This is a genomic window from Entomospira culicis, assembly GCF_028748145.1.
In the GTDB taxonomy this organism is placed as follows: domain Bacteria; phylum Spirochaetota; class Spirochaetia; order WRBN01; family WRBN01; genus Entomospira; species Entomospira culicis.
In genome coordinates this window covers 507,928-528,632 of record NZ_CP118181.1, presented here as the reverse complement: position 1 = coordinate 528,632, position 20,705 = coordinate 507,928, and the positions used below count along the sequence as shown (strand labels likewise).

At 45.1% G+C, this 20,705-nt stretch carries 17 protein-coding genes and 1 tRNA gene; 14 read left to right on the top strand and 4 right to left on the bottom strand.

The features are described 5' to 3' along the window. Positions 1 to 6 precede the first annotated feature (6 nt). Positions 7 to 744 carry a tetratricopeptide repeat protein gene (locus tag PVA46_RS02485; protein ID WP_167695183.1) on the bottom strand — a complete coding sequence of 246 codons (738 nt, stop codon included), beginning with the start codon at positions 742 to 744 and terminating at the stop codon, positions 7 to 9. A gap of 236 nt (positions 745 to 980) precedes the next feature. Between PVA46_RS02485 and PVA46_RS02480 the strand changes: the two genes are divergently transcribed. Together PVA46_RS02480 and PVA46_RS02475 are read left to right on the top strand one after the other, a co-directional pair. Beyond that, positions 981 to 2,699 (top strand): AMP-dependent synthetase/ligase, encoded by a 1,719-nt coding sequence (locus PVA46_RS02480; RefSeq protein WP_167695182.1) that lies wholly within the window; start codon positions 981 to 983, stop codon positions 2,697 to 2,699. Between the two features lie 41 nt (positions 2,700 to 2,740). Beyond that, the gene (locus tag PVA46_RS02475; RefSeq protein ID WP_167695181.1) at positions 2,741 to 5,191 is read left to right on the top strand and encodes a glycogen/starch/alpha-glucan phosphorylase; all 2,451 of its coding nucleotides are present in this window, start codon (positions 2,741 to 2,743) and stop codon (positions 5,189 to 5,191) included. A 72-nt stretch (positions 5,192 to 5,263) separates the two neighbouring features. Here the strand turns inward: PVA46_RS02475 and PVA46_RS02470 are convergent, their stop codons facing one another. After that, positions 5,264 to 6,805, bottom strand: coding sequence for a hypothetical protein (locus PVA46_RS02470; RefSeq protein ID WP_167695180.1), 1,542 nt, complete (start codon positions 6,803 to 6,805; stop codon positions 5,264 to 5,266). Between the two features lie 108 nt (positions 6,806 to 6,913). Beyond that, positions 6,914 to 7,456, bottom strand: coding sequence for a bifunctional pyr operon transcriptional regulator/uracil phosphoribosyltransferase PyrR (gene pyrR / locus PVA46_RS02465; protein ID WP_274360312.1), 543 nt, complete (start codon positions 7,454 to 7,456; stop codon positions 6,914 to 6,916). Between the two features lie 182 nt (positions 7,457 to 7,638). Here pyrR and PVA46_RS02460 point away from each other — a divergent pair, with 182 nt between their 5' ends. The 8 genes from PVA46_RS02460 to ilvA all read left to right on the top strand — a co-directional run bounded on the left by PVA46_RS02460 (position 7,639) and on the right by ilvA (position 15,171). Beyond that, positions 7,639 to 9,891 (top strand): heavy metal translocating P-type ATPase, encoded by a 2,253-nt coding sequence (locus PVA46_RS02460; protein ID WP_167695178.1) that lies wholly within the window; start codon positions 7,639 to 7,641, stop codon positions 9,889 to 9,891. A gap of 299 nt (positions 9,892 to 10,190) precedes the next feature. After that, on the top strand, positions 10,191 to 10,472 hold the full coding sequence (spoVG, locus tag PVA46_RS02455) for a septation regulator SpoVG (protein ID WP_167695177.1): 282 nt from the start codon (positions 10,191 to 10,193) through the stop codon (positions 10,470 to 10,472). 39 nt (positions 10,473 to 10,511) lie between these two features. Beyond that, positions 10,512 to 10,584 (top strand) — tRNA-Gln (locus PVA46_RS02450). A 69-nt stretch (positions 10,585 to 10,653) separates the two neighbouring features. Continuing rightward, entirely contained in the window at positions 10,654 to 11,217 is a 564-nt protein-coding gene (locus PVA46_RS02445) for a 50S ribosomal protein L25 (protein WP_167695176.1), read from the top strand. Beyond that, positions 11,204 to 11,806 carry an aminoacyl-tRNA hydrolase gene (pth, locus tag PVA46_RS02440; protein WP_167695175.1) on the top strand — a complete coding sequence of 201 codons (603 nt, stop codon included), beginning with the start codon at positions 11,204 to 11,206 and terminating at the stop codon, positions 11,804 to 11,806. Before PVA46_RS02445 ends, pth begins: the two co-directional genes overlap by 14 nt. After that, a complete protein-coding gene (tilS, locus tag PVA46_RS02435; protein ID WP_167695174.1) occupies positions 11,787 to 12,749 on the top strand; it encodes a tRNA lysidine(34) synthetase TilS in 963 nt (320 codons plus the stop codon). Before pth ends, tilS begins: the two co-directional genes overlap by 20 nt. A gap of 3 nt (positions 12,750 to 12,752) precedes the next feature. Next, on the top strand, positions 12,753 to 13,934 hold the full coding sequence (gene thiI / locus PVA46_RS02430) for a tRNA uracil 4-sulfurtransferase ThiI (protein WP_167695173.1): 1,182 nt from the start codon (positions 12,753 to 12,755) through the stop codon (positions 13,932 to 13,934). A gap of 31 nt (positions 13,935 to 13,965) precedes the next feature. After that, entirely contained in the window at positions 13,966 to 15,171 is a 1,206-nt protein-coding gene (ilvA, locus tag PVA46_RS02425) for a threonine ammonia-lyase (protein WP_167695172.1), read from the top strand. Between the two features lie 82 nt (positions 15,172 to 15,253). On the opposite strand, the gene gpmI is transcribed toward ilvA, so the two are convergent. Next, a complete protein-coding gene (gene gpmI / locus PVA46_RS02420) occupies positions 15,254 to 16,900 on the bottom strand; it encodes a 2,3-bisphosphoglycerate-independent phosphoglycerate mutase (RefSeq protein ID WP_167695171.1) in 1,647 nt (548 codons plus the stop codon). A 192-nt stretch (positions 16,901 to 17,092) separates the two neighbouring features. Here gpmI and PVA46_RS02415 point away from each other — a divergent pair, with 192 nt between their 5' ends. Genes PVA46_RS02415 through truA form a run of 4 tightly spaced genes read left to right on the top strand, consistent with a single transcriptional unit; the run spans position 17,093 to position 20,638 of the window. After that, positions 17,093 to 18,064, top strand: a complete 972-nt coding sequence (locus PVA46_RS02415; RefSeq protein ID WP_167695170.1) for a hypothetical protein — start codon at positions 17,093 to 17,095, stop codon at positions 18,062 to 18,064. Positions 18,065 to 18,108: 44 nt separating this feature from the next. Continuing rightward, the gene (locus PVA46_RS02410; protein ID WP_167695169.1) at positions 18,109 to 19,017 is read left to right on the top strand and encodes a CdaR family protein; all 909 of its coding nucleotides are present in this window, start codon (positions 18,109 to 18,111) and stop codon (positions 19,015 to 19,017) included. Then, positions 19,014 to 19,889, top strand: coding sequence for a DUF2225 domain-containing protein (locus PVA46_RS02405; RefSeq protein WP_167695168.1), 876 nt, complete (start codon positions 19,014 to 19,016; stop codon positions 19,887 to 19,889). The genes PVA46_RS02410 and PVA46_RS02405 overlap by 4 nt, the downstream gene beginning before the upstream one ends. After that, positions 19,826 to 20,638: a tRNA pseudouridine(38-40) synthase TruA gene (gene truA / locus PVA46_RS02400; RefSeq protein ID WP_167696266.1), complete on the top strand. Its 813-nt coding sequence runs from the start codon at positions 19,826 to 19,828 to the stop codon at positions 20,636 to 20,638. Before PVA46_RS02405 ends, truA begins: the two co-directional genes overlap by 64 nt. Positions 20,639 to 20,705 lie beyond the last annotated feature (67 nt).

The window sequence follows — 20,705 nt, the reverse complement described above, 5'->3', positions numbered from 1 at the left end:
ATCAAGCTAATTCAAACTCCCCGTATACGCGATACCCGCTTCTGCCATTTGGAGCAATTTTTGTAACTCTTCATGATCAGGCATTGCGACTAAGAGCTTTTGAAAATCACGTTTAGCTGCTGCAAATTGGCTGGTCTTAAGATAAAGAGCGCCACGTGCCAAGACGGCCTGTCCATTACCGGGAGAAAGCTCGATGACCTTCGTCATATCAGTAATAGCCTCGGGAAAGCGTTCTAGCTTCATAAAGACTAAGCCACGTTGATAAAAGAGATCGCCTACGGAAGAATTCATGCTGATTAGGGTATTCATATCATTAAGAGAGAGCTCATACTGCTCTAAAGCCATGTAAACCGCAGAGCGGGTACGTAAGGCAAGTTGGTGATTAGGATTGATGCGCAAAACTTGGGTAAGATCTTCGGCTGCACGACTGGCAAAGCCTGCATTATTATAGATAGAACCGCGCGCATAGTAGGCTTCGACAAACGTGGGATTAAAGGCAATAGCTCGAGATAAATCTGTAATAGCACTAGAGATATTCCCTAAAAAATTATAAAGACTGGCGCGTTCATATAAGATGGCAGCACGCTCAATATCGCTGGTAGCCGACTCAAAACGTTGGCTCTCCAATTCGATACGGGCTAAGACCTCTTGGCGCTTGGCAAGCTCTTTGGCTGCCGAATCTTGCGCAAAAGCCAGCGGTGCAATCAACGCAATGATAAGAAAATAGATGAGTGAACGCAACATTTCTCTTCCTCCACGATAAAATTATATCCGATAAAACTCTAGCTGTCAAGCTTAATCAACAACATTACTCGCCAAAAATAAAAATTCTAGAAAAAATGAAGATTTTTTGTAAAAAGATATTTTATATTCTGCTAAAATGGTGTATACTCTTTACAGGCTATAAAGAGTATCATGATTAAGGTTATCCAGATTTATGGACGATAAATAAGGATGTTTTTACATAGAAGGAGAAAAATATGAAAACAAATTTAGCCTATGTCGCAGACCCAAATCATAAGCGAAAGTATGAAGGGGATTGGCCTACCTTACCCAAAATGTTGCATAATTCCGCGCAATCTTTTGCCGATAATCTCTGCTTTACCGTCTTGGATCCAGAAAACCCCTTTAGCATGACATACAAAGAGGTCTTAACCAGTGTACAGCGCCTCTCTTCGATGCTTACCCATGATCTTAATGTGCAGGCAGGCGATAATATTGCCCTTTGTGGCGCCAACAGCCCAGAATGGGGCATTGCTTTCTTTGCGATACTCTGGTCGGGGGCTACGGTTATTCCTTTAGATGCCACCGCTTCTATCGAAAAGAATAACTCACTAGCAAAGCGCGCCGACGTACGCTTTGTTATTGGTGATGAGGAATTTTTCAAAGAGGGATTTGGTTCCGCCTATAGCGCCCACAATCTCTGCCTCAACAAAACGCATCCTCGCTATATCCTTGAGATAAGCGCGCGCAAAGAGCTCGCAGAAGTTCCCACCTATAACAATGAGCAACTCGCTGCCATCCTCTTTACCTCAGGCACTACGGGCATGGAAAAGGGCGTAATGCTTACCCATCGCAACCTCGTCTCCGATGCTTACTGCCTAGAGAGTATGGTCTCTTTTACCCCTAAGGATATGTTCTATGCGATTCTTCCCATCCATCACACCTACTGTATGCAATCCTCGTTTATTACCCCCCTCACTAATGGGGCAAGCATTGCCTTTGCAAAGGGCATTGTTATCTCGCAGATGATGAAGGAGCTGGCGCTCAATAAAATTACCGTTATCGCGGGAATTCCTCTGCTGTTTAATAAATTGCTCCAAGGTATTTTGGACGGTGTGCGTAAAAAGGGCGCAATCAGCTATGGCTTAGTCCGCAGCCTCATGGCGATTAACGCCTTATCGCTTAATGTCTTTAATAAAAATGTGGGCAAAAAACTCCTAGGATTTGTCCTTAAAAAAGCCAATCTACAAGGAGTCAATCTCATGATCTCCGGCGGAGGTCCTATCCCACCTACCACCATCAAGCTCTTTAACCACCTAGGCATTACCTGTGTGCAAGGCTACGGACTCACCGAGACTTCGCCGATTGTTACGCTTAATCCGGTCAATCGCAATAAACATAAGTCGATTGGGCTACCCATCGATCTTACCGATATTATTATTCATAATGTCGACAATGACGGTAACGGAGAGATCGCGGTTAAAGGGCCGATGGTCTTTGAAGGATATTACCACAACCCCGAGGCAACTGCCGATGCCTTTACCTCCGAGGGTTACTTTAAAACTGGCGATTTAGGCTATATCGATCCCGATGGTTATGTCTACATTACAGGGCGATCGAAAAACATTATTGTTACCGAAGGCGGAAAAAATGTCAGCCCAGAGGAGGTTGAAGATATCTTCCAGCTCACCCCAGAGTTTGAGCAAGTCTTGATCCGTGGCTATCTTGCCAACGCAGAGACACAGAGCGAAGGTATCGAGGCGTTAGTCTACCCCAATAAAGATCTATTCAAAGGTAAGTCTGAAGCCGAAATCACCGAGAGTATTCTTGAACTCATCCGCGCTGGTAATAAACGGCTTAGTAGCTATCAACGTATTGGTCAAGTGCGCCTATTAGACCAACCCATGGAACTTACTGGCACCAAGAAAATTCGTCGACACACCGTTGACAAAGATGCAGGTAAAATTATAATGTAAAGTTTTTACAATATTATCAACAAACCTAAAAGGAGGATGGTATGAGTACCATTAACAAAGAAGAGTGGCTACGCGACATCGAAAAGCGTGTCTCCGTAGACTTTTTTAAGACACTTTCCGAAGCCTCGCTAGAAGAGCTTCATTATGTCTTTAGTCGCGAAGCCTTAGGTCTGCTAAAAAATAACTGGACGCAGACCAGTAATCATTGGAACAAAGAAAAAGCCAAAATGGCCTATTATTTTTCCGCAGAATTTTTGATGGGGCGCTGGCTTAGCAACGCCCTCATCAATATGAATCTCTATGAAGAGGCTGGCGATGCTGCGAAAAAGTTGGGCATCGATATGAACGCCCTAGAAGAGGCGGAGACCGATGCAGGATTGGGTAATGGTGGATTGGGTCGTTTGGCCGCCTGTTTCCTCGACAGTCTTGCTACAGGAAATTACCCATCGATGGGCTACGGCATCCGCTACAAATACGGGATGTTTGAGCAAAAAATTATCAATGGTTACCAAGTAGAAAAGCCTGATAACTGGCTAGTTCACGGAGATGTTGCTTCCATTAAGCGCCCCGATGAAGCGGTCGAAGTGAAATTTTGGGGACGCGTCGCCATTGAAAAAGATCATAACAACAAAAATTACTATCATCTTTATGATTACGAATCCATCATCGCAGTACCCTACGATCTGCCCGTTCCAGGGTATGGCACCAGTACGGTGCTCACGTTAAGACTCTGGCAAGCGTCCTCTCCCGATGGCTTTGATCTCGATCTCTTCCAAGCCGGTGAGTATAGTCGTGCCGTCTCCAAAGAGACCCAAGCCGAAAATATTAGCCGTGTCCTTTACCCTAATGACAACACCGTTGGTGGTAAACAATTACGTCTTCGCCAGCAATACTTCTTTGTGGCCGCTGGTCTGGCTGACTTGATTCGTCGCTTTAAAAAGCAGTGGGGTACCGACTTCTCCAAGCTCCCCGATGCCGTTGCCATTCAGCTCAACGATACCCACCCTGTAGTAGCTATCCCTGAACTCATGCGCATTTTGGTAGATGAAGAGCACTTGGATTGGGATACCGCATGGGGTATTTGTATCCGCGTCTTTGCTTACACCAACCACACCCTTCTTGCCGAGGCGCTCGAAAAGTGGCCTATTAATATCTTCGCGCCGTTGCTACCTCGTATTTATCAGGTGATCGAAGAGATTAATCGTCGCTTTCTCCACTTTCTACACCAAAAATTCCCTGGTGATTGGCAAAAACACAAAGAGATGGAGATCATCAATGACGGTGTCATTAAGATGGCGTGGTTGGCGATTGTTGGTTCGCACTCCATCAACGGCGTAGCGCAACTCCACACCGATCTTCTCAAAACGCAGGAACTCAAGATGTGGTATGAGCTCTTTCCTGAAAAATTCAACAATAAAACCAATGGTGTTACTCAACGGCGCTGGTTGCTCAAAGCCAACCCTGCCTTGGCGAACTTCATCACCACCCGTATCGGCGATGGCTGGATTACCAATCTTGACGAGTTAAGCAAGCTAGAGCAGTTTGCCAGCGACCCCAAAGCACAAGAAGAGTTTATGGCAATTAAACTCAAAGACAAGCAACTTCTTGCCAAGTATATCCAACAACACAATAATATCAAGGTGAACACCTCCTCCATCTTCGACGTACAAATCAAGCGCCTGCATGAGTACAAACGTCAACTCCTCAACGCACTCCATATCATCTACCTCTATCAGCGCATCAAGAGCGACCCCAACTACCACGTTACTCCGCGTACCTTTATCTTTGGGGCAAAGGCTGCAAGTGGCTATCACATGGCAAAGCTTATCATTCGCCTTATCAATGCGGTTGCCGATGTGGTCAACCATGATCCTGTGGTAAGTGATAAGATTAAGGTGGTCTTCTTAGAGAACTATCGGGTAAGTCTTGCCGAGAAGATTATTCCTGCTTCCGATGTTTCTGAACAGATCTCTACCGCAGGTTATGAGGCATCAGGTACTGGTAACATGAAATTCATGATGAATGGTGCTATCACATTAGGTACGCTGGACGGGGCGAATGTAGAGATTGCCGAACTTGTGGGTCGTGAAAATTCTGTTATCTTTGGTCTCACTGCCGACGAGGTAAATGCGCAAAAAATGTCTTACAATCCGCATCAAGTCTTAGCACAAGATCCTGAAATCGCTGCGGTAGTAGAGGCTTTACATGACCCTATTTTTGCTTCCGAGAATGTGCATATGTTTGAACCTATCTACCAAAGCTTGTTGTATGGCGTAGATGGTAATCCTCCCGATAAGTATATGGTATTAAAGGATTTCCGTTCCTACATCAATGCGCAAAAGCAGGTAGAAGCACTCTATGCCGACGAGAAGAACTGGGCAAAAATGATGCTCATCAATATTGCTCGTTCTGGTAAATTTAGCTCTGACCGCACCATCAAGCAGTACGCGGAAGAGATTTGGGATATCAAACCCTATCCACCTAAGAAATAATCAAACGCTTGATAAACGAAATGCCCCAAATCTGGGGCATTTTTCTTACATACAATAGAAATAACCTTTGATTTACTTAGAGCTAAATTGTTGAAACATCTGCACCAAGTAGTAAACTTTGGTATAAAGCTCAACCATGTACTTACCTAAATTAGGGCGATCCGCACCTTTTTCAATCTCGCGCCAGTTAATGATAATCTCGCTCTTTAATTGAAGCTTGTAGTCCTCAATGTAAATTTTGAGATAGCGCCCCAACGTCATATAATGACCTGCAATCTTCATCATCACATCGCGCGCATCGGAATTAATCTCGTCCAAAATACCATTAACTGTGTTCTTGGCAAATTTATCCTTATCCACCGATCGTAACGCGTTGCGTAAGCGAGAAATACGGGTACTATCTTCACTTAATGTAGCGTCGAATTTAAGAATATCATCTGCGCTAGGCAAGAGCGCTTGAAATGCTGCCGAAAATTCTTTATAGTGCATGTTTTGCGACCATTTCCCCTTAAGAATAAGGAGGTCAACCAGCGTTTTAATATCCTTATCTAAATACTCATAAGCAAAAAGCACCGCCGTATTAAGCACCTCGTGATATTGATACTCCAGCGTGCCCTTCCCCACCAACATCGCATTGTTTTTCTCTTTATTGTAATTTTTGAGAAAAACCGTAACCTCGGTTGTATTAAAGATCTCTTGCAACACCTTCGACATCAATCGGCTACGCTCTAATGAGACAATGCGCCCAATCTGCTTTTTCGCCTCGTCCTTAAGAGAAGCTAAATAAGGCTTGATAATATCCACCCGCGTAGGCTTAAAGTTCGCCTCATAGTAAGGATCCTCTTTTGCCAAACGGATAATCAGTTGGATGGTCTCTTCATTCACCATATCCCGAGTTGAGGCAAGCACCTTATCCCAGTTACCACGATTAATTAACTCGACATTGCGATATTGGTGCAAAATAGCAAATATCTTATTCCAATCCACATTACCCATAATTCCTAGCGCGATATGCAAAAACTCATCCAACGACTCGGCAATACCAGAGACTGCGGTAGAGTGAAAGGTGGGCTTATACTTAAAGTTATTCTCCGGATAGCCGTCGTCGAATTTATGAAGCATGTAATAATAGTCAAACATACAAAATTCAGCAAAGGCTACAAGATAGGAATAGATCATATTAACCTGCGCAGCGATTTGATTACTAGAGAGTACCATACTAATCTCTTCAATCCCGCTATTGATATGATCTTTAAGTGCTTGTGCATTGCGCATCTGCACGTAAGCCTTCTCTATTTCATCAGAACGCAACAGGTTGATGGTCTTCATCGACTCCTTAGACAAGAAGGATTCAATAATGATCGCCCGAATCTGTTGTGACTTCATAATATTTTGCAAGGAGGTGGAAGCAGGCCCCACCACGGTATGAATATCATGAAAAAAACGCGCCATACCCGGTTGCACCTGCAGAGAACCAACCTTAAAATACTTGCCACGCTTTTTGAGAATACTCTCCACGCCACGCAACATGCGCGCGCGCTCTTTTTGCGGGTCGTTTTTACTACCAAACAATAAATCTAATATTGCTGTGAAAAAATTGTTATTTGCGGCCATAATCCTACACTTTCTTTTATTAAAATATACAATAAGCGCCAGTTATCTGGTTATTGCCTACTCTCTATATCTTCGTCTCATGGAGACAAACTCTTAAGCAAAAGCGATCTAGCGAGGATGAATGGAGACTTCATCGATGCCCTCGACCTCTTTAAGCTTGACTTTAATATACTCATTATCTTGTGCAGCGACATCTAACCCGACAAATTCCGGTAAAACAGGAAGCTCTCGACCGGGGCGCTTGACAAGGGTAAGCATCGAAATTTTGCTGGGTCGCCCTTGCGTAAAGATAGCATCCAAGGCTGCGCGCACGGTGCGTCCGGTGTAAAAAACATCATCAATAAGAATGACATGTTTGTTGGTGATATCAAAATCGATATTGATTGCCTTAACATTGGGAGAATCATAATTTTTGCCCAAATCGTCGCGGTAAAAGTTGACATTAAGAATGCCCAAAGGCAGTTGCCCTGCAATCCCGTCACGTTGCATCTTGGCGTGAAGCAGAATGCGTAAGCGCTCGGCAAGTTTATCTCCACGGCTCTGAATCCCAATAAATACCAAATTCTCCACCGCCGGCACATGTAAATAGAGATCGATTGCCATACGCTCTACGATCGTCTTTACCTCATCTGCGTCCAAAATTACTCTCATTTTCAGTAGCCTCTCTCAATTGCAATTTTTTACTTATCTATCTTATCTATTAGTTTACGCTTTTTTTCATCTTTTTACTAGAGCCTTTCTTTACTTTTTTGCCTCTTTTTGTTATAATAATTTTTATATTATAGCAAAATTTTAGGATATTTACCATCCTAAAGCGAAAGGAGTCGCTATTTATGGATAAAGATAACCCATCTGCAACCCAAAATGCCACGTTGCAGATCCAAAATATGACCTGTGCCGCTTGCAGTAGTGCTGTGGAGCGTCGCGCAAAAAAGATTGATGGAGTAGAGCAAATTAGCGTAAATCTGGTTACCGGTAAGGCTAGTCTCTACTTTGACCCCACCAAAACCACTCTCCAAGATGTCATGCAGAGTATTACAAAAATAGGCTACCCCACCACCCAAGCCAAAGATTCCCTTGCCGATGCGCAAATCTCCTTTCAAAAGCAACAGCAAGAGCTTCTCCTCGCCATGACCTTTGGGACATTGCTCTTCCTGCTTGCCATGGGATCGATGATCGCCCCTAGCCTCTTTCGACCCTATCTCAACCTCAAACCTTGGATGCAAGCCACCATCCAAGTCGGTCTGCTCCTGCCTGTGCTCTACGCATCACTCAATATCTACCGTAAAGGCATTCTTGGCATCGTTCACCGCATGGCAAACATGGACACCCTCATTGCCGTTAGCACCATCACGGCGATCATCTACTCCTTTTGGTTGCTCTTTCCTGCCAGTGGCGCGCACCATCATCTAACAGAGCATCACCAGATACACTTCTATTTTGAGACGGTCGCCGTGATCCTAGCGCTCATCAAGCTGGGAAAATACCTCGAGGCTAAGAGCAAAAAGCGCGCCAACAGCGCCCTTGCCAAACTCTTCGAACTGGAGAGTGATACCGCGCTCATTATGGACGACGCCCACCAAGTGCACACCGTACCTGCCCATACGATCCAAGTCAAGCAGAAAATTTTGATGCGCCCCGGTATGCGTGTTCCTTTTGATGGGATTATTGTGGAAGGCAATCTCGCCCTCGATGAGTCGCACTTGACTGGCGAGAGTCTGCCTGTCGATAAGACCATCCTCGACGCAGTCCACGCCGGAAGCCTCAACCAAGCCGGAAGCGCCACCATCGAGGTAACGCGCATTGGCGAAAATACCACCCTCGCCCAACTACGTCGCATCGTCGAGCAAGCAGGTCTTAGTAAAGCACCCATCGCCCGCCTTGCCGACAAGATCTCTGCCATCTTCGTCCCCATCGTCTTCCTCATCGCCCTCTTTAGCGCCATTGCCTGGTGGATAGCCACCAAAGATCTCACCTTCGCCCTCACCATCTTTATGGCGGTGCTCGTCATCGCCTGCCCTTGCGCCCTAGGATTAGCCACGCCCACCGCTATCGTCATCGGCGTCAATCGCGCTGCCACCCTAGGCATCCTCATTAAAAATGGCGAAGCCCTTGAGAATATCGGGGCAACCCAAACCATCATTTTTGATAAGACAGGCACGCTAACCACCGGTAACATTGCGGTTATCGACTGGAAACTATCCCCCAATAGCCCAATGAGTGAGGAAAAATTTCTCCAGCTAGCCGTAAGCGCCGAGCAACGTAGCGAACATCCTATCGCCAAGGCAATCGCAGGGCTTGCCAAGAGCCAGAACATTGCCACTCTGCCCGTTGAGACCTTTCATAATGAAGTAGGCTTTGGCATTCACGCCACCATCGCCCAAGAGAGTATCTTGATTGGCCTTGGTATTTTGACACGAGAAGATCTGCTCGATAGGACAATTCTTCAACAACTAGAAACCGAGGCGATGCAAGGCTTTTCGGCGATTCCTGTAGCCATCAATGGGGCGTTTATCGGTTACTTTCGGCTAAGCGATACCATCAAAGAGAGCTCCAAGGAGCTTATTCAATCCCTTCATCAACATAACATTGAGACGATTCTCCTCTCAGGCGATCAGCTCGCCACCACCAAGCGCATCGCCCAAGAGCTTCACATCGATCGCTACTATGCGCAAAAAATCCCACAAGAAAAAGAAGCAATCGTCGCCGAAGAGAGCCTCAAGCGCCACACGATGATGATTGGCGATGGCATCAACGATGCAGCCGCTCTGCACCGCGCCCACACCGCACTCACCGTGCACAACGCCAGCGACGTTACCATGGAAGTCGCCGATGTTGTCCTCATGCAAAACGACATGAAGCTTGTCCTAAAAACGATTCTTCTTAGCAAAAAAACCCTCCATATCATCAAACAGAACCTCTTTTGGGCATTTATATATAACATCATTGGCATTCCTATCGCTGCCGGCGTGCTCTACATATTCGGTGGGCCATTGCTCGATCCGATGCTCGGCGCACTCTTTATGGCCTTCTCCAGTGTCTCGGTCTTAACAAATTCCCTGCGCCTCAAGCGTATCAAACTTTAAGTAATCACATGGTAATATCACTCTCCACTTTGATAAAAAATAAGGTGGAGAGCGTTTTTTATCCCTAATTTATTTCGCATAGATGGGGAAAATTCTGATCAATAGAAACGATTTTGGCAAAACAATAATCCTTTTTTTAGATAAAATAATACGAAAATAGGTCAAAATATCCTCTTTAGCCATTTTTTTAAAAAAAATTGTGAAAAAAAAGTGAAAAAAATCGCGCTAAATACTTGATAAAAAATCAAAGTAATGATAAGATTATAGTAGTTATTAAGCATCAAAGAGGAGATGAAAAAATGGATGTAACTGATGTACGTGTTCGTAACGTATCCATGGAAGGAAAGCTAAAAGCTTATGTTACAGTAACTTTTGACGATGCATTCGTCGTGCACAATGTCAAAGTCATTGAGGGAGACGATGGCGTCTTTATCGCTATGCCCTCACGAAAAACCAAAAAAGGGGAGTACAAAGACGTCGCCCACCCCATCAACACCGACTTTCGGGGGGCCTTGCAAGAAAGAATCATTTTAGAGTATAATAAGCATATCAGTGATGCACCCATGGATGAAGATTACTAACAATCAACAGCTAAGGGAATTATACTCCTGATTAAACGTTTGGGCGTCGGCAAGTGGTAAGCCAACTGGTTTTGATCCAGTCATTTCGGAGGTTCGAATCCTTCCGCCCAAGTTCTTTTTATCCAATGCTTCAATTTTATAGAGAGGCTTTATCTTAACTTTAAATAAGCAGGTATGTAAAATGAGTAAAAATTTACTAATTAATGCCAAAGTGCGTAATGACTTTGGAAAAAATGCTAATGGTCGTCTACGTAAAAGTGGCTTAACCCCCGTTGTTCTTTATGGTGAAGGCAGAGAAGGTAATCTTCCACTTGTTGTCGATAGCAAAGAGTTCGCCCAAACCTTTAAGTATATTAACCTCAACAGCACCATCGTAAAACTTGCCATCGAAGGTCAAGGTGAGGTTGAAATCCTCGTAAAAGAGTATCAATTCGATCCAGTACGCGATGTCATCCTACACGTCGATTTCTATCAAATGGTTCGCGATGCCCTTGTAAAAACCAATGTCCCTCTCCTCCTTACCGGTAGCGCCATCGGTCTACGTGAAGGTGGTGTAGTAAGTCAAAAACTAAGTACCATCGAAGTAGAAAGCATGAAGCGCTTTGCTCCTGCTAAGGTACTCCTCGATATCTCGGCGTTAAAGATTGGTGAACAATTTACCGTTGCTGATATTAAAACGCTCGAAAATGTTCGCTTTGTCAACGCTAGCGAGACAGTAGTCGTTACGGTAGATGCTCCTCAATAAGAGTAGTGCAAAGTTAATTGTTGGTTTAGGTAATCCTGGTTTGCAATACCTGCAGACCAGGCATAATATTGGATTCACTCTTATCGACTCCTTCATTGCGACCCACCCACCCCTCAAAATGATACAACATGCTCAATACCAGCTCTATAAGTATCAAGCGTTAGGCGTTACTTTTTTTCTCCTCAAACCCCTCACCTACATGAATCTTTCTGGTGAAATTTTGCCTCTTATTTGGAAAAAAACTGGTACAACTATCGCCTCTACCCTTGTCCTCTGCGACAACCTCGACCTCCCCTTAGCCCAAATGCGATTCAAACTTAAAGGTGGTTCTGCCGGACAAAAAGGGCTTCAAAACATTATCCATGTTGCAAACACCGATCAATTCCCACGTCTCTTCTTTGGCATCGGTCGTCCAAGTCATCCTGCGCAAAGCATTTCAAGCTATGTACTTAGCTCTTTCACTTCAGAGGAAGAACCAACCCTCCAACGTGGCTACGCCATAGCCCTCACCATTATCCAACTCTGGGTTAAAGAAGATTTCAACAAGATTTACGAGGAGCTCGCTCTTCATGCTAAATCAATTTCTTAAAGCTATTCAATCCTTCCATCTACCTCAAAAAACGCGCATCATCGTTGCCACCTCCGCAGGATTAGACAGTGTTGCTCTCTTACATCTCTTGGCAAGAACAAATCATCTCTCTCAGTTTACGCTGGAAATCGCGCATCTTACCCATAATATCCGATCATCCGAAGAGGGTGAGATGGATAAAGCACTCATCCAGCAATTGGCAGATAGTTATCAATTACCTGTTCATTTTTATACATTACAAAGAGATACGCTGAACAAATATGGTCATGAACAGATGGCGCGAACTGAGCGTCAGCGATGGCTTTTTTCGCTTTGCCAAACAGATGAGGACAAAATCGCCCTTGCCCATCACGCCGATGATCAGGTGGAGACGATCTTTATGCGTCTGCAAAAAAATTATCCGCTAAAAGGACTAAAGGGAATCAGCGCAGAGTCCCATCCGATTATTCGCCCGCTTTTAGCCATGAAAAAGAGCCAGCTACGACAATTTTTAGAGGCAAACCACCTTACTTGGCACGAGGATAGCACAAATCAAGATCCTAGCATCGAACGCAATTATCTACGCGCACAGCTCCAACATATTACCCCGTATTGGCCCACGATGATGCAAAATCTGATTCATTTGGGAGTAATAACAACGGAATATAATCAACTTTTAGATTATCTTTTTACAGAGGAACTTAGCCATATTCGCTATGATGCATCAATCCCTCACTTCATCTATCCCTATAACAGATTCACCCATCTACCTAATCTTGTGCGCAATGAATTAATCTTTTATTGGTTTAATCAACTGATGAAAGGCATCATTCGCGCCGACTATCGCTTACCTCTTAAGTTTATCCAAAATATTAATCTATTCCCCCAGCGTACCACTCTTTTACGAGGACATGGGATCATCATTCGTCGAAAAAAATCAAATCTATACATCAGTAAGGAGTAATTTATGGAACTATTTTTATTACGTGCAGGCGAGTATATGCTCAAAAAAGGTAGCCGTCCGCTCTTTGAAAAGCAAATGCAAGCCAACTTAAAACGAAGCTTAAAGCCTTACCTACAAAGGATTATCATGCGCGATGGACGCATCTATCTACAGTGCGTAGAAGGACAACGGAAAGCTGTGAGTCAGATCTTAAACAAAACCTTTGGCATTGCCGATTTTCACTGGGCAAAAGAGAGCCCACTAGTATTAAATGAGATAAAAAGTACCTTACAAGCGCTCTTAGAAACCGAAGGGGTTAGTGATGCGTTGCGGTTTAAAGTAGATGTAAAACGCCCCAATAAATCTTTTCCCATGCAAAGTTATGACCTTAGTGTGGCTCTAGGCGGATGGCTTTTGGATCTTTATCCACAATGGAAAGTAGATTTGCATCAGCCAGAGTTGACGGTGAAAGTGGAGATTCGGGAGCGGGTCTACCTCTATCTTATCAAACATAAGGAACGAAATGGCGCTGGGGGATTACCTGTGGGTGCGGTAGGACGTGGCGTTTTGATGCTTTCTGGTGGTATTGATAGCCCCGTGGCTGGCTATATGATGAATAAAAGGGGCATGAATTTAGTGGCGGTGCACTTTCACACTCCACCCTATACGGGGGAGGAGGCGCTCCAAAAAGTGGAACAATTAGCCCAAGCCTTGGCGCCTTGGAACAGTGGAAAACTCTCGCTTTATACGATCAATTTTACTGAAATTCAACTGAAAATTAATCAATTACCTAAAGCAGAATTTGCTACCATTGTCGGGCGGATTCTTATGATGAAAATCGCACGTCTCATTATGTTAAAAGAAGATGCTAGAGCCATTATTACTGGGGAAGCGCTCGCGCAAGTAGCCTCGCAAACCCTAGAGAGTTTACAGGTTACCGATGCACTCTCGCCTGCTCTCGTTTTACGCCCTTGTGTTGGCATGGATAAGCAAGAGATCATCGAGATTGCCCAAACGATGAAGACCTTTGCCACCTCGATTATTCCGGCAGCCGATTGTTGTTCGCTCTTTGCTCCCGATCGCCCGGCAACCCGACCTAAAATCGAGGAAGTAGCCGACCTTATCACCCAACTTGCAGCAGAAGATCTCATCGAAAAAGCCTTTTCTCAAGCAAAAATTGTAACCTATCCCCAAAGAGAGGCTTGATTTACCCACACAATAAGCTTATAATAAGAAGATGAATATCACATTATTAGACGTTACTAAAGCAAAGGAGCGTATTCAATCGCTCGTTCTGCATACTCCCTTAATGAAATCATTTCTCTTTAGCGATAAAGAACAAGAGGTCTTTCTCAAGCTGGAGAATGTCCAACGTACCGGTAGCTTTAAGCTACGTGGCGCCTATAATCGCCTGCTACAATTGACCCCCGAGGAGCGAACACGCGGGGTAATTGCCGCTTCGGCGGGGAATCACGCACAAGGGGTTGCCTTGAGTGCCAAGGAGCTGGGCATCCATGCCACCATCTGTATGCCAGAGAATACGCCCCTCACCAAGATCCGTAAGACACAATCTTATGGTGCGGAAGTTGTCTTAGAGGGAGCAAACTTCGACGCTGCCTACGCCTATGCGCGTACCATTGCTGAGAAGTCGCGCGTGGCCTTCATCCATCCCTTTGACGATGTGGATGTAATTGCTGGACAAGGGACTATCGCGCTAGAAATTCTCGCGGATAATCCGCATATTGATGCAATCGTGATTCCAATTGGGGGCGGCGGTCTGGCCTCTGGTATTGCTGTGGCTGCCAAAGCGATCAATCCCCACATCAAGATCATCGGTGTGGAGGCCGAAGGCGCAGCCAGTTTTAACGAAAGTTTTCAACAATCACGTATTTGTACCCTAGATTCAGTAAAAACCCTTGCCGATGGTATTGCCGTAAAGCGCCCCGGTGAGGCGACCTACGAACTACTCTCTCGCTACCTAGATGCTCTAGTTTTGGTGAATGAGGATGAGATTAAGCAGGCAATTATGCAACTCTTAGAGCACCATCAAATTCTCGTAGAGGGCGCAGGAGCCGTCGCCGTGGCAGCCTTTATGCATGGTAAAATTGAGAAGAGCTATCGTCAAGTGGCGTTGATTACCTCGGGGGGAAATTTGGATCTGAGTACGCTCTCTAAAATTGTCGATTATGGCTTAATGCAAGCCAAACGACGCATTAGCTTCACCGTCGAACTAGAGGAGCGCGCCAGCCATTTGCATGAGCTCATGCATATCTTTGAGCAATACAATGCCAATATCTACGCAGTAAGCCAGAGCCGCAATCATGCCAATCTTAAATTTGGCTACCAAGATACCGACATCGTGCTAGAGACTAATGGCGAAGGACACGCCAAGAAGATTTTACAGGCGATAAAAAAGGCGGGGTTCGTCTTACGCAATGCATAACTTTTTATATTGAGTATCAAAATAAATAAAAAGTATATGAAGGAGATCCATATAACAAGCGGATCTCCTTCATAAAACCATGTTACTTCAAGGTGATAATCGACGTGTCGTAGTCGCTTGGCGCCTCGTAGCCTAGGAGGTTGATCAAGGTGGCAGCAACGTGTGAGATGCCTAAGCCCTCTTTGAGTTTAAGATCGTACTCCCCTTGGTAGGTGGGATCGAAGATGATAAACGGCACGGGGTTGAGCGAATGGCTCGTCTTTGCCTTTGGTTTGCCATTCTCCATGGCAACGGTACCATCTTTTTTGAACTCATACATCTCATCGGCATTACCATGATCGGCGCTGACTACGAGGATACCACCCACTGCCTCAATCGCCTTCTTGAGACGACCAATATTGAGATCCATCGCCTCGAGGCTAGCAACCGCAGCTTGATAGCTACCGGTGTGTCCGACCATATCACCATTGGGGTAGTTAATTTTGATGAAATCGTACTCTTTACTATTGATTGCCTCTAAAACCGCATCGGTAATCTCGGCGCACTTCATGGCAGGGCGTTGCTCGAAGGGAACGTTATCGCCTTTAATTTCTACATAAGTTTCTAAATTTTCATCAAACTTACCGCTCTTGTTCCCGTTAAAGAAGTAGGTGATGTGACCAAATTTCTGCGTTTCGCTAATGCTATACTGCTTAAGCTTGAGCGCACAGAGAAACTCGGCAAGGGTACGATCGATTGCAGGGGGCGTTACCAAGTAGTGCTTGGGTACGTGAAGATCGCCATCGTACTCCATCATGCCGGCGTAGAAGACCTTGGGGACGCGGATACGATCGAAATGAGGAAAATCATTGCCCGACTCAAAGGCAGAGGTGATTTCTAGCGCGCGATCGCCACGGTAATTAAAAAGGATCACTGAATCGCCATCTTGCACCGTACCGATAGCCTTGCCGTCTTTAGCGATAACAAAGGGAGGAAGATCTTGATCTAGGGCACTGGTTTCAGCGCGCAATGTCTTAATCGCCTCGACAGAAGAGCTAAATTGACGCCCCTCACCCAAGACGTGGGTGTGCCAACCACGCTCAACCATCGGCCAATCGGCATTGTAACGATCCATCGTGATATACATGCGCCCACCGCCACTGGCGATCTTAGCATCGAATGTTCCATCGGCATTGAGTTCAGCAAGGAGCGCCTCAAAGGGCTCAAAATACTCTAAAGCGCTGGTGGCAGGGACATCACGCCCATCAAGAAGTGCGTGGATGCGCACCACTTTAACGCCATCAATCTTAGCCTGCTTAACCATCGCCTCAAGGTGCTTGATATTGCTATGCACACCGCCATCGGAGAGGAGGCCGATAAAGTGTAGCACGCCTTGGGTCTTGATGGCCTCTTGCCAAGTATTCCCGCTAAACATCGAGCCCTCTTGGAGCGACTTATTAACCAACTTCGCGCCTTGAGCAAAGATGCGTCCTGCACCAAAGGCGTTATGACCTACCTCGCTATTCCCCATATCTTCGTCGCTAGGTAGACCAACGGCCTCACCATGAGCTTTAAGTTTGACAAGCGGGCAAGTGCTAGAGAGCTCGGCAAAGGTCTCCATCACCGCGTTGGCGACGGCATCACCCTCTTTGCGCTTACCGTAGGCCACGCCATCCATGACCACAAAGACCACTGGCCCCGAACGCTTTTTCCAGTTAGCAAGTTTCTTCAATGTCTCTACCTGTTTCATCTCGATTCCCTTCATTTAAATATAAATTCGCTATATCAGAAGAAGTAGCTCTTTTTACTATAAAAAAAATTCATCATCTTGCCTAGACTCTTACCCACTTTTTTCGAGAATTTCGTCTTATTTTATCGAAATTTATCAATTAATAGAACTAGATGTTCAAGTTTTTCCACGCAAGCGGTCGACATAAAAAGTATGAAACGCTTAACATTATTGAGTTCCATCACCCTATTACTCCTTAGCTCCAGCCTCTTCGCCACCGAGCGATTGGTGCATCAACAAATTCTCTATCAAGGCAGTAAAACGATCTCATCCAGTAACGATCAAAATCCGGCATGGAGTCGTATCGCTAGCCCCACCTTCCAGCATGTCAACAGCACCCTCACCGCAAATGAGTCACAAAAGTGGCGTCTCAAGGTCTTCTATAGCGTACCAGAGGCGACGGGACCGTTTAGCATTCAAGCCAGAGTAAACCTTGGCAACGATCAACGCCCGATCTTCTCTTTGGGCTGGGATAATGCGGGGCGTACCGGTAGTCGTGAGGTTACCAGTAATTGGTTAGAGCTTAAAGATAGCTCCACCATCTCGTTAATGGATATCGATCTCTACCTAGCACGCTCCTCCAACAATCCTAAAGCTAAAGTTGAAATCCACAGCATTCAGCTAGAAATTTGGCAAGGCGATTTAAACGATCGGACACAACAAGCCAATCTTGGTGCGCCTAGCGTTCGCCCTGGAATCGTAAAAAATCCCATCAGCAATCCAAAAGAAGCCGCCAAAACTGCTGGCATCGAATTCCTCAAAGCTGCCATGAGTGGCGACCGCAAAGCCATGGATGAACATCTTTCCATCACCCCTGTCAACATGACGACGATGATCGCCGTAGATCGAAACTCGGTTGCCAATCTTGTCTTACCCAATGGCAAGACCTTTGCCGACTATCTCGATAGTTACGATATCGAAGTGATCGCCTACCAAGATGTTGCTGGTCTCTTTGACGACTGGGAAAAGTACGAGGTGCGCGGTTGGCAAATCTCTAACAAAAGTTTTATCTTTATTGGCAATACCCCTAAGTTTGGCAAGCAAGACTTTATGGCTGGCAAGCCACTCATCTTTGTGATGGAGGAAGAGAACGGAAAGATGGTCGTAAAGGGTATCCTAAGCTAGCTATGGCATTAGCGAATCTACTTAAAGAGTTTTTCGTTAAGGATATGTTTGCAAAAGTTGTGAGCGTTCTGCTCGCAACGCTCTTTTTTTTTATCTACCGTGGGCTGGATTCCGAACAGATCTCGTTCTCCCTACCCATTCAATTGACCCTTCCTGAGGATGTTGTTGTTTTAGAGCAAGATGCTAGCACCGTTAAAGTAACGCTAAAGGGAAGACGTGCAGATATCGCTCAATTTGAACGACGAAATATCGCGCTTTCCCTTATCATCGATGAATTCAAGGAGGGGGAACACTCCTACCCCATTCAGCTTGCACCAACCGTACAGCGACACTACCTTAAGGATCTGCGTCTATACTTGGAGCCGGCAACGGTGCAAATTCGCTTAGAACCCATCATCGATAAGCTAATCCCCATCGAACCAGTGCTTCTAGGACAGCCAGCCAAAGGCTTCATGCAGAGCAAGCTCATCCTAGAGCCCGATAGCGTTATCGCCAAAGGACCACGCTCTATGCTGGAACGCATCAATATCATTCGCACCCAACCCATCGATATCAGTAACCAAGTAAAATCGCTTCAAACCACCATCGATCTCCATATTAATCAACCAAAAATTGAGCTCTCGCATTATCAAACCATGCTTACAGTTGAGATTATTAGCCAATTCCAATTTAAACGTACACTGGAAATCCCCTTAACGCTTCTCAATCTCGCCGAGCATCTTGAACTGGAAGATATTAATCTATTTTATGGAAAGATAACCATTGAGAGTAAAGTCAACAATTTCGATGCCATTAATCCTAACGTCCTCTCCCTCAAGCTCAATATGGAGCAAATTACGCAAGCTGGCCTCTATAATTTACGCCCAGAATTAAATAATCTTGCGCAACTACCCGATGATTATAACATCATTGTCAACCAGATAACTATTAAAATAAAAGAGAAAGAGTCATGAGCGATATACCAAAAGTTACCTACTTTGCCAAAAACCCCTTAACTTGCCCCATTTGTGGTCATTCCGTCATCAAAGAAGAGCTCCTCTCGGGATCTGGACGACTCATTGCCGGCGATTTAACCGATGAGCTTCACCGTAAATACGAAAAGACCAAAAAATTTGGTACCATCTATCCCCTAACCTATGTCCTACCACACTGCTCTAGCTGTCACTTTACTGCATTTACCCCCGATTGGCAAAATTTTAAACTCAAAATGAGTAAACAATTGCTCATGCACGAACAAAAACGTGCCTATGAAATGGCCGAATCCATTCTAGGGCCACTCAATTTTGATGAACCAAGACGCCTGGAAGAAGGCATCGCCAGTTATCTCATCGCGCTCTTTGTCTACGAGCAAGCCGCCCCAGAGATGATACCCATATTCAAGCAAGCCCTCGTTACCCTCCGTGGCGCTTGGCTTGCCAGCTATCTTGCCCAAGAAGATCCAGAAAAAGAAGAGACGTCCCAACAGCTCTCTGCCATGCTCTACCGAAAAGCGGCGTTTTATTATCGATATTCATGCGAACTGGAGGAGACGACATCGCAGGGCTTCACCAAACTGAGCTTTCAGGGGCCAGACCAAGACAATAATTTTGGCTTTGACGGTGTCTTATATTTAGCGGGATTACTTGAATTTAAATATGGACAGCGCAATAATCCAGAAGCACGCCTTATTTCACTTAACAGCGTCAAAACAATCATTAGTAAGATTGTTGGTAGTGGCAAGGCAAGTAAGTCTAAACCTAAAGATATCCTAGATTTAGCTCGATCGCTCTATGCTGCAATCAAGGCCGAAGTCGAATCGTTGGAGCACGAATTATCCAAAGAATAAAACTCATTATCGCCTACAATGGCGCACAGTTTTGTGGATGGCAAGAACAACCTATTGGGCGTAGCGTCGAATCGGTGCTCTATCGCGCCATTCGTACGTTGCCTTTTCCCGTCGAACGCATCCAAGCTGCCGGACGTACCGATGCTGGCGTTCATGCAAACGGGCAGGTTGTCGCCTTTAGTATGAAAAAAAATAACATCCCCGTACACAAATATCCACATATTCTTAATCCTAAGCTTCCTCACGATTTACAAGTACTTCACAGCGAAGAAGTTCCGCTTCTCTTTAATCCCCGACGAGATGCAACCTCGCGTCTCTACTGTTACCGCATCGCAGCCCAAGAAGGATTAATGCCAACGCAACCCAATATCACGATTATTCGCCATGCTTTATCCTTATCAAACATCAATATTCTTGCTGACCTATTTGTTGGTACACATGATTTTACCGCATTTTGTAGCAGCAAAGATATGAACAAAACAAAAATTCGCACCATCTATAGTGCGCAATTTATTGCGGTGCATAATCAAATTCACTTTTATATCCGTGGCAATGCATTTTTAATGAATATGGTTAGACAAATTGTCGGAACTATCATCGAACCGATCGCCTTTGAGACAAACTATCAGCGTATCAAGCTTGCGCTTTTACATAAGGATAAAGCCATGACCGGTCCAACAGCACTTCCCCATGGATTAACCTTGGAAGAAGTAAGTTACAAAAAACCCCATAGCGCCGATGAAGAGTAAAATCCAACTTGAAGCTTTATTTCAAGTGGGTTCTCGCAAAAACGTGTCAACGTCAGACAATACCAAC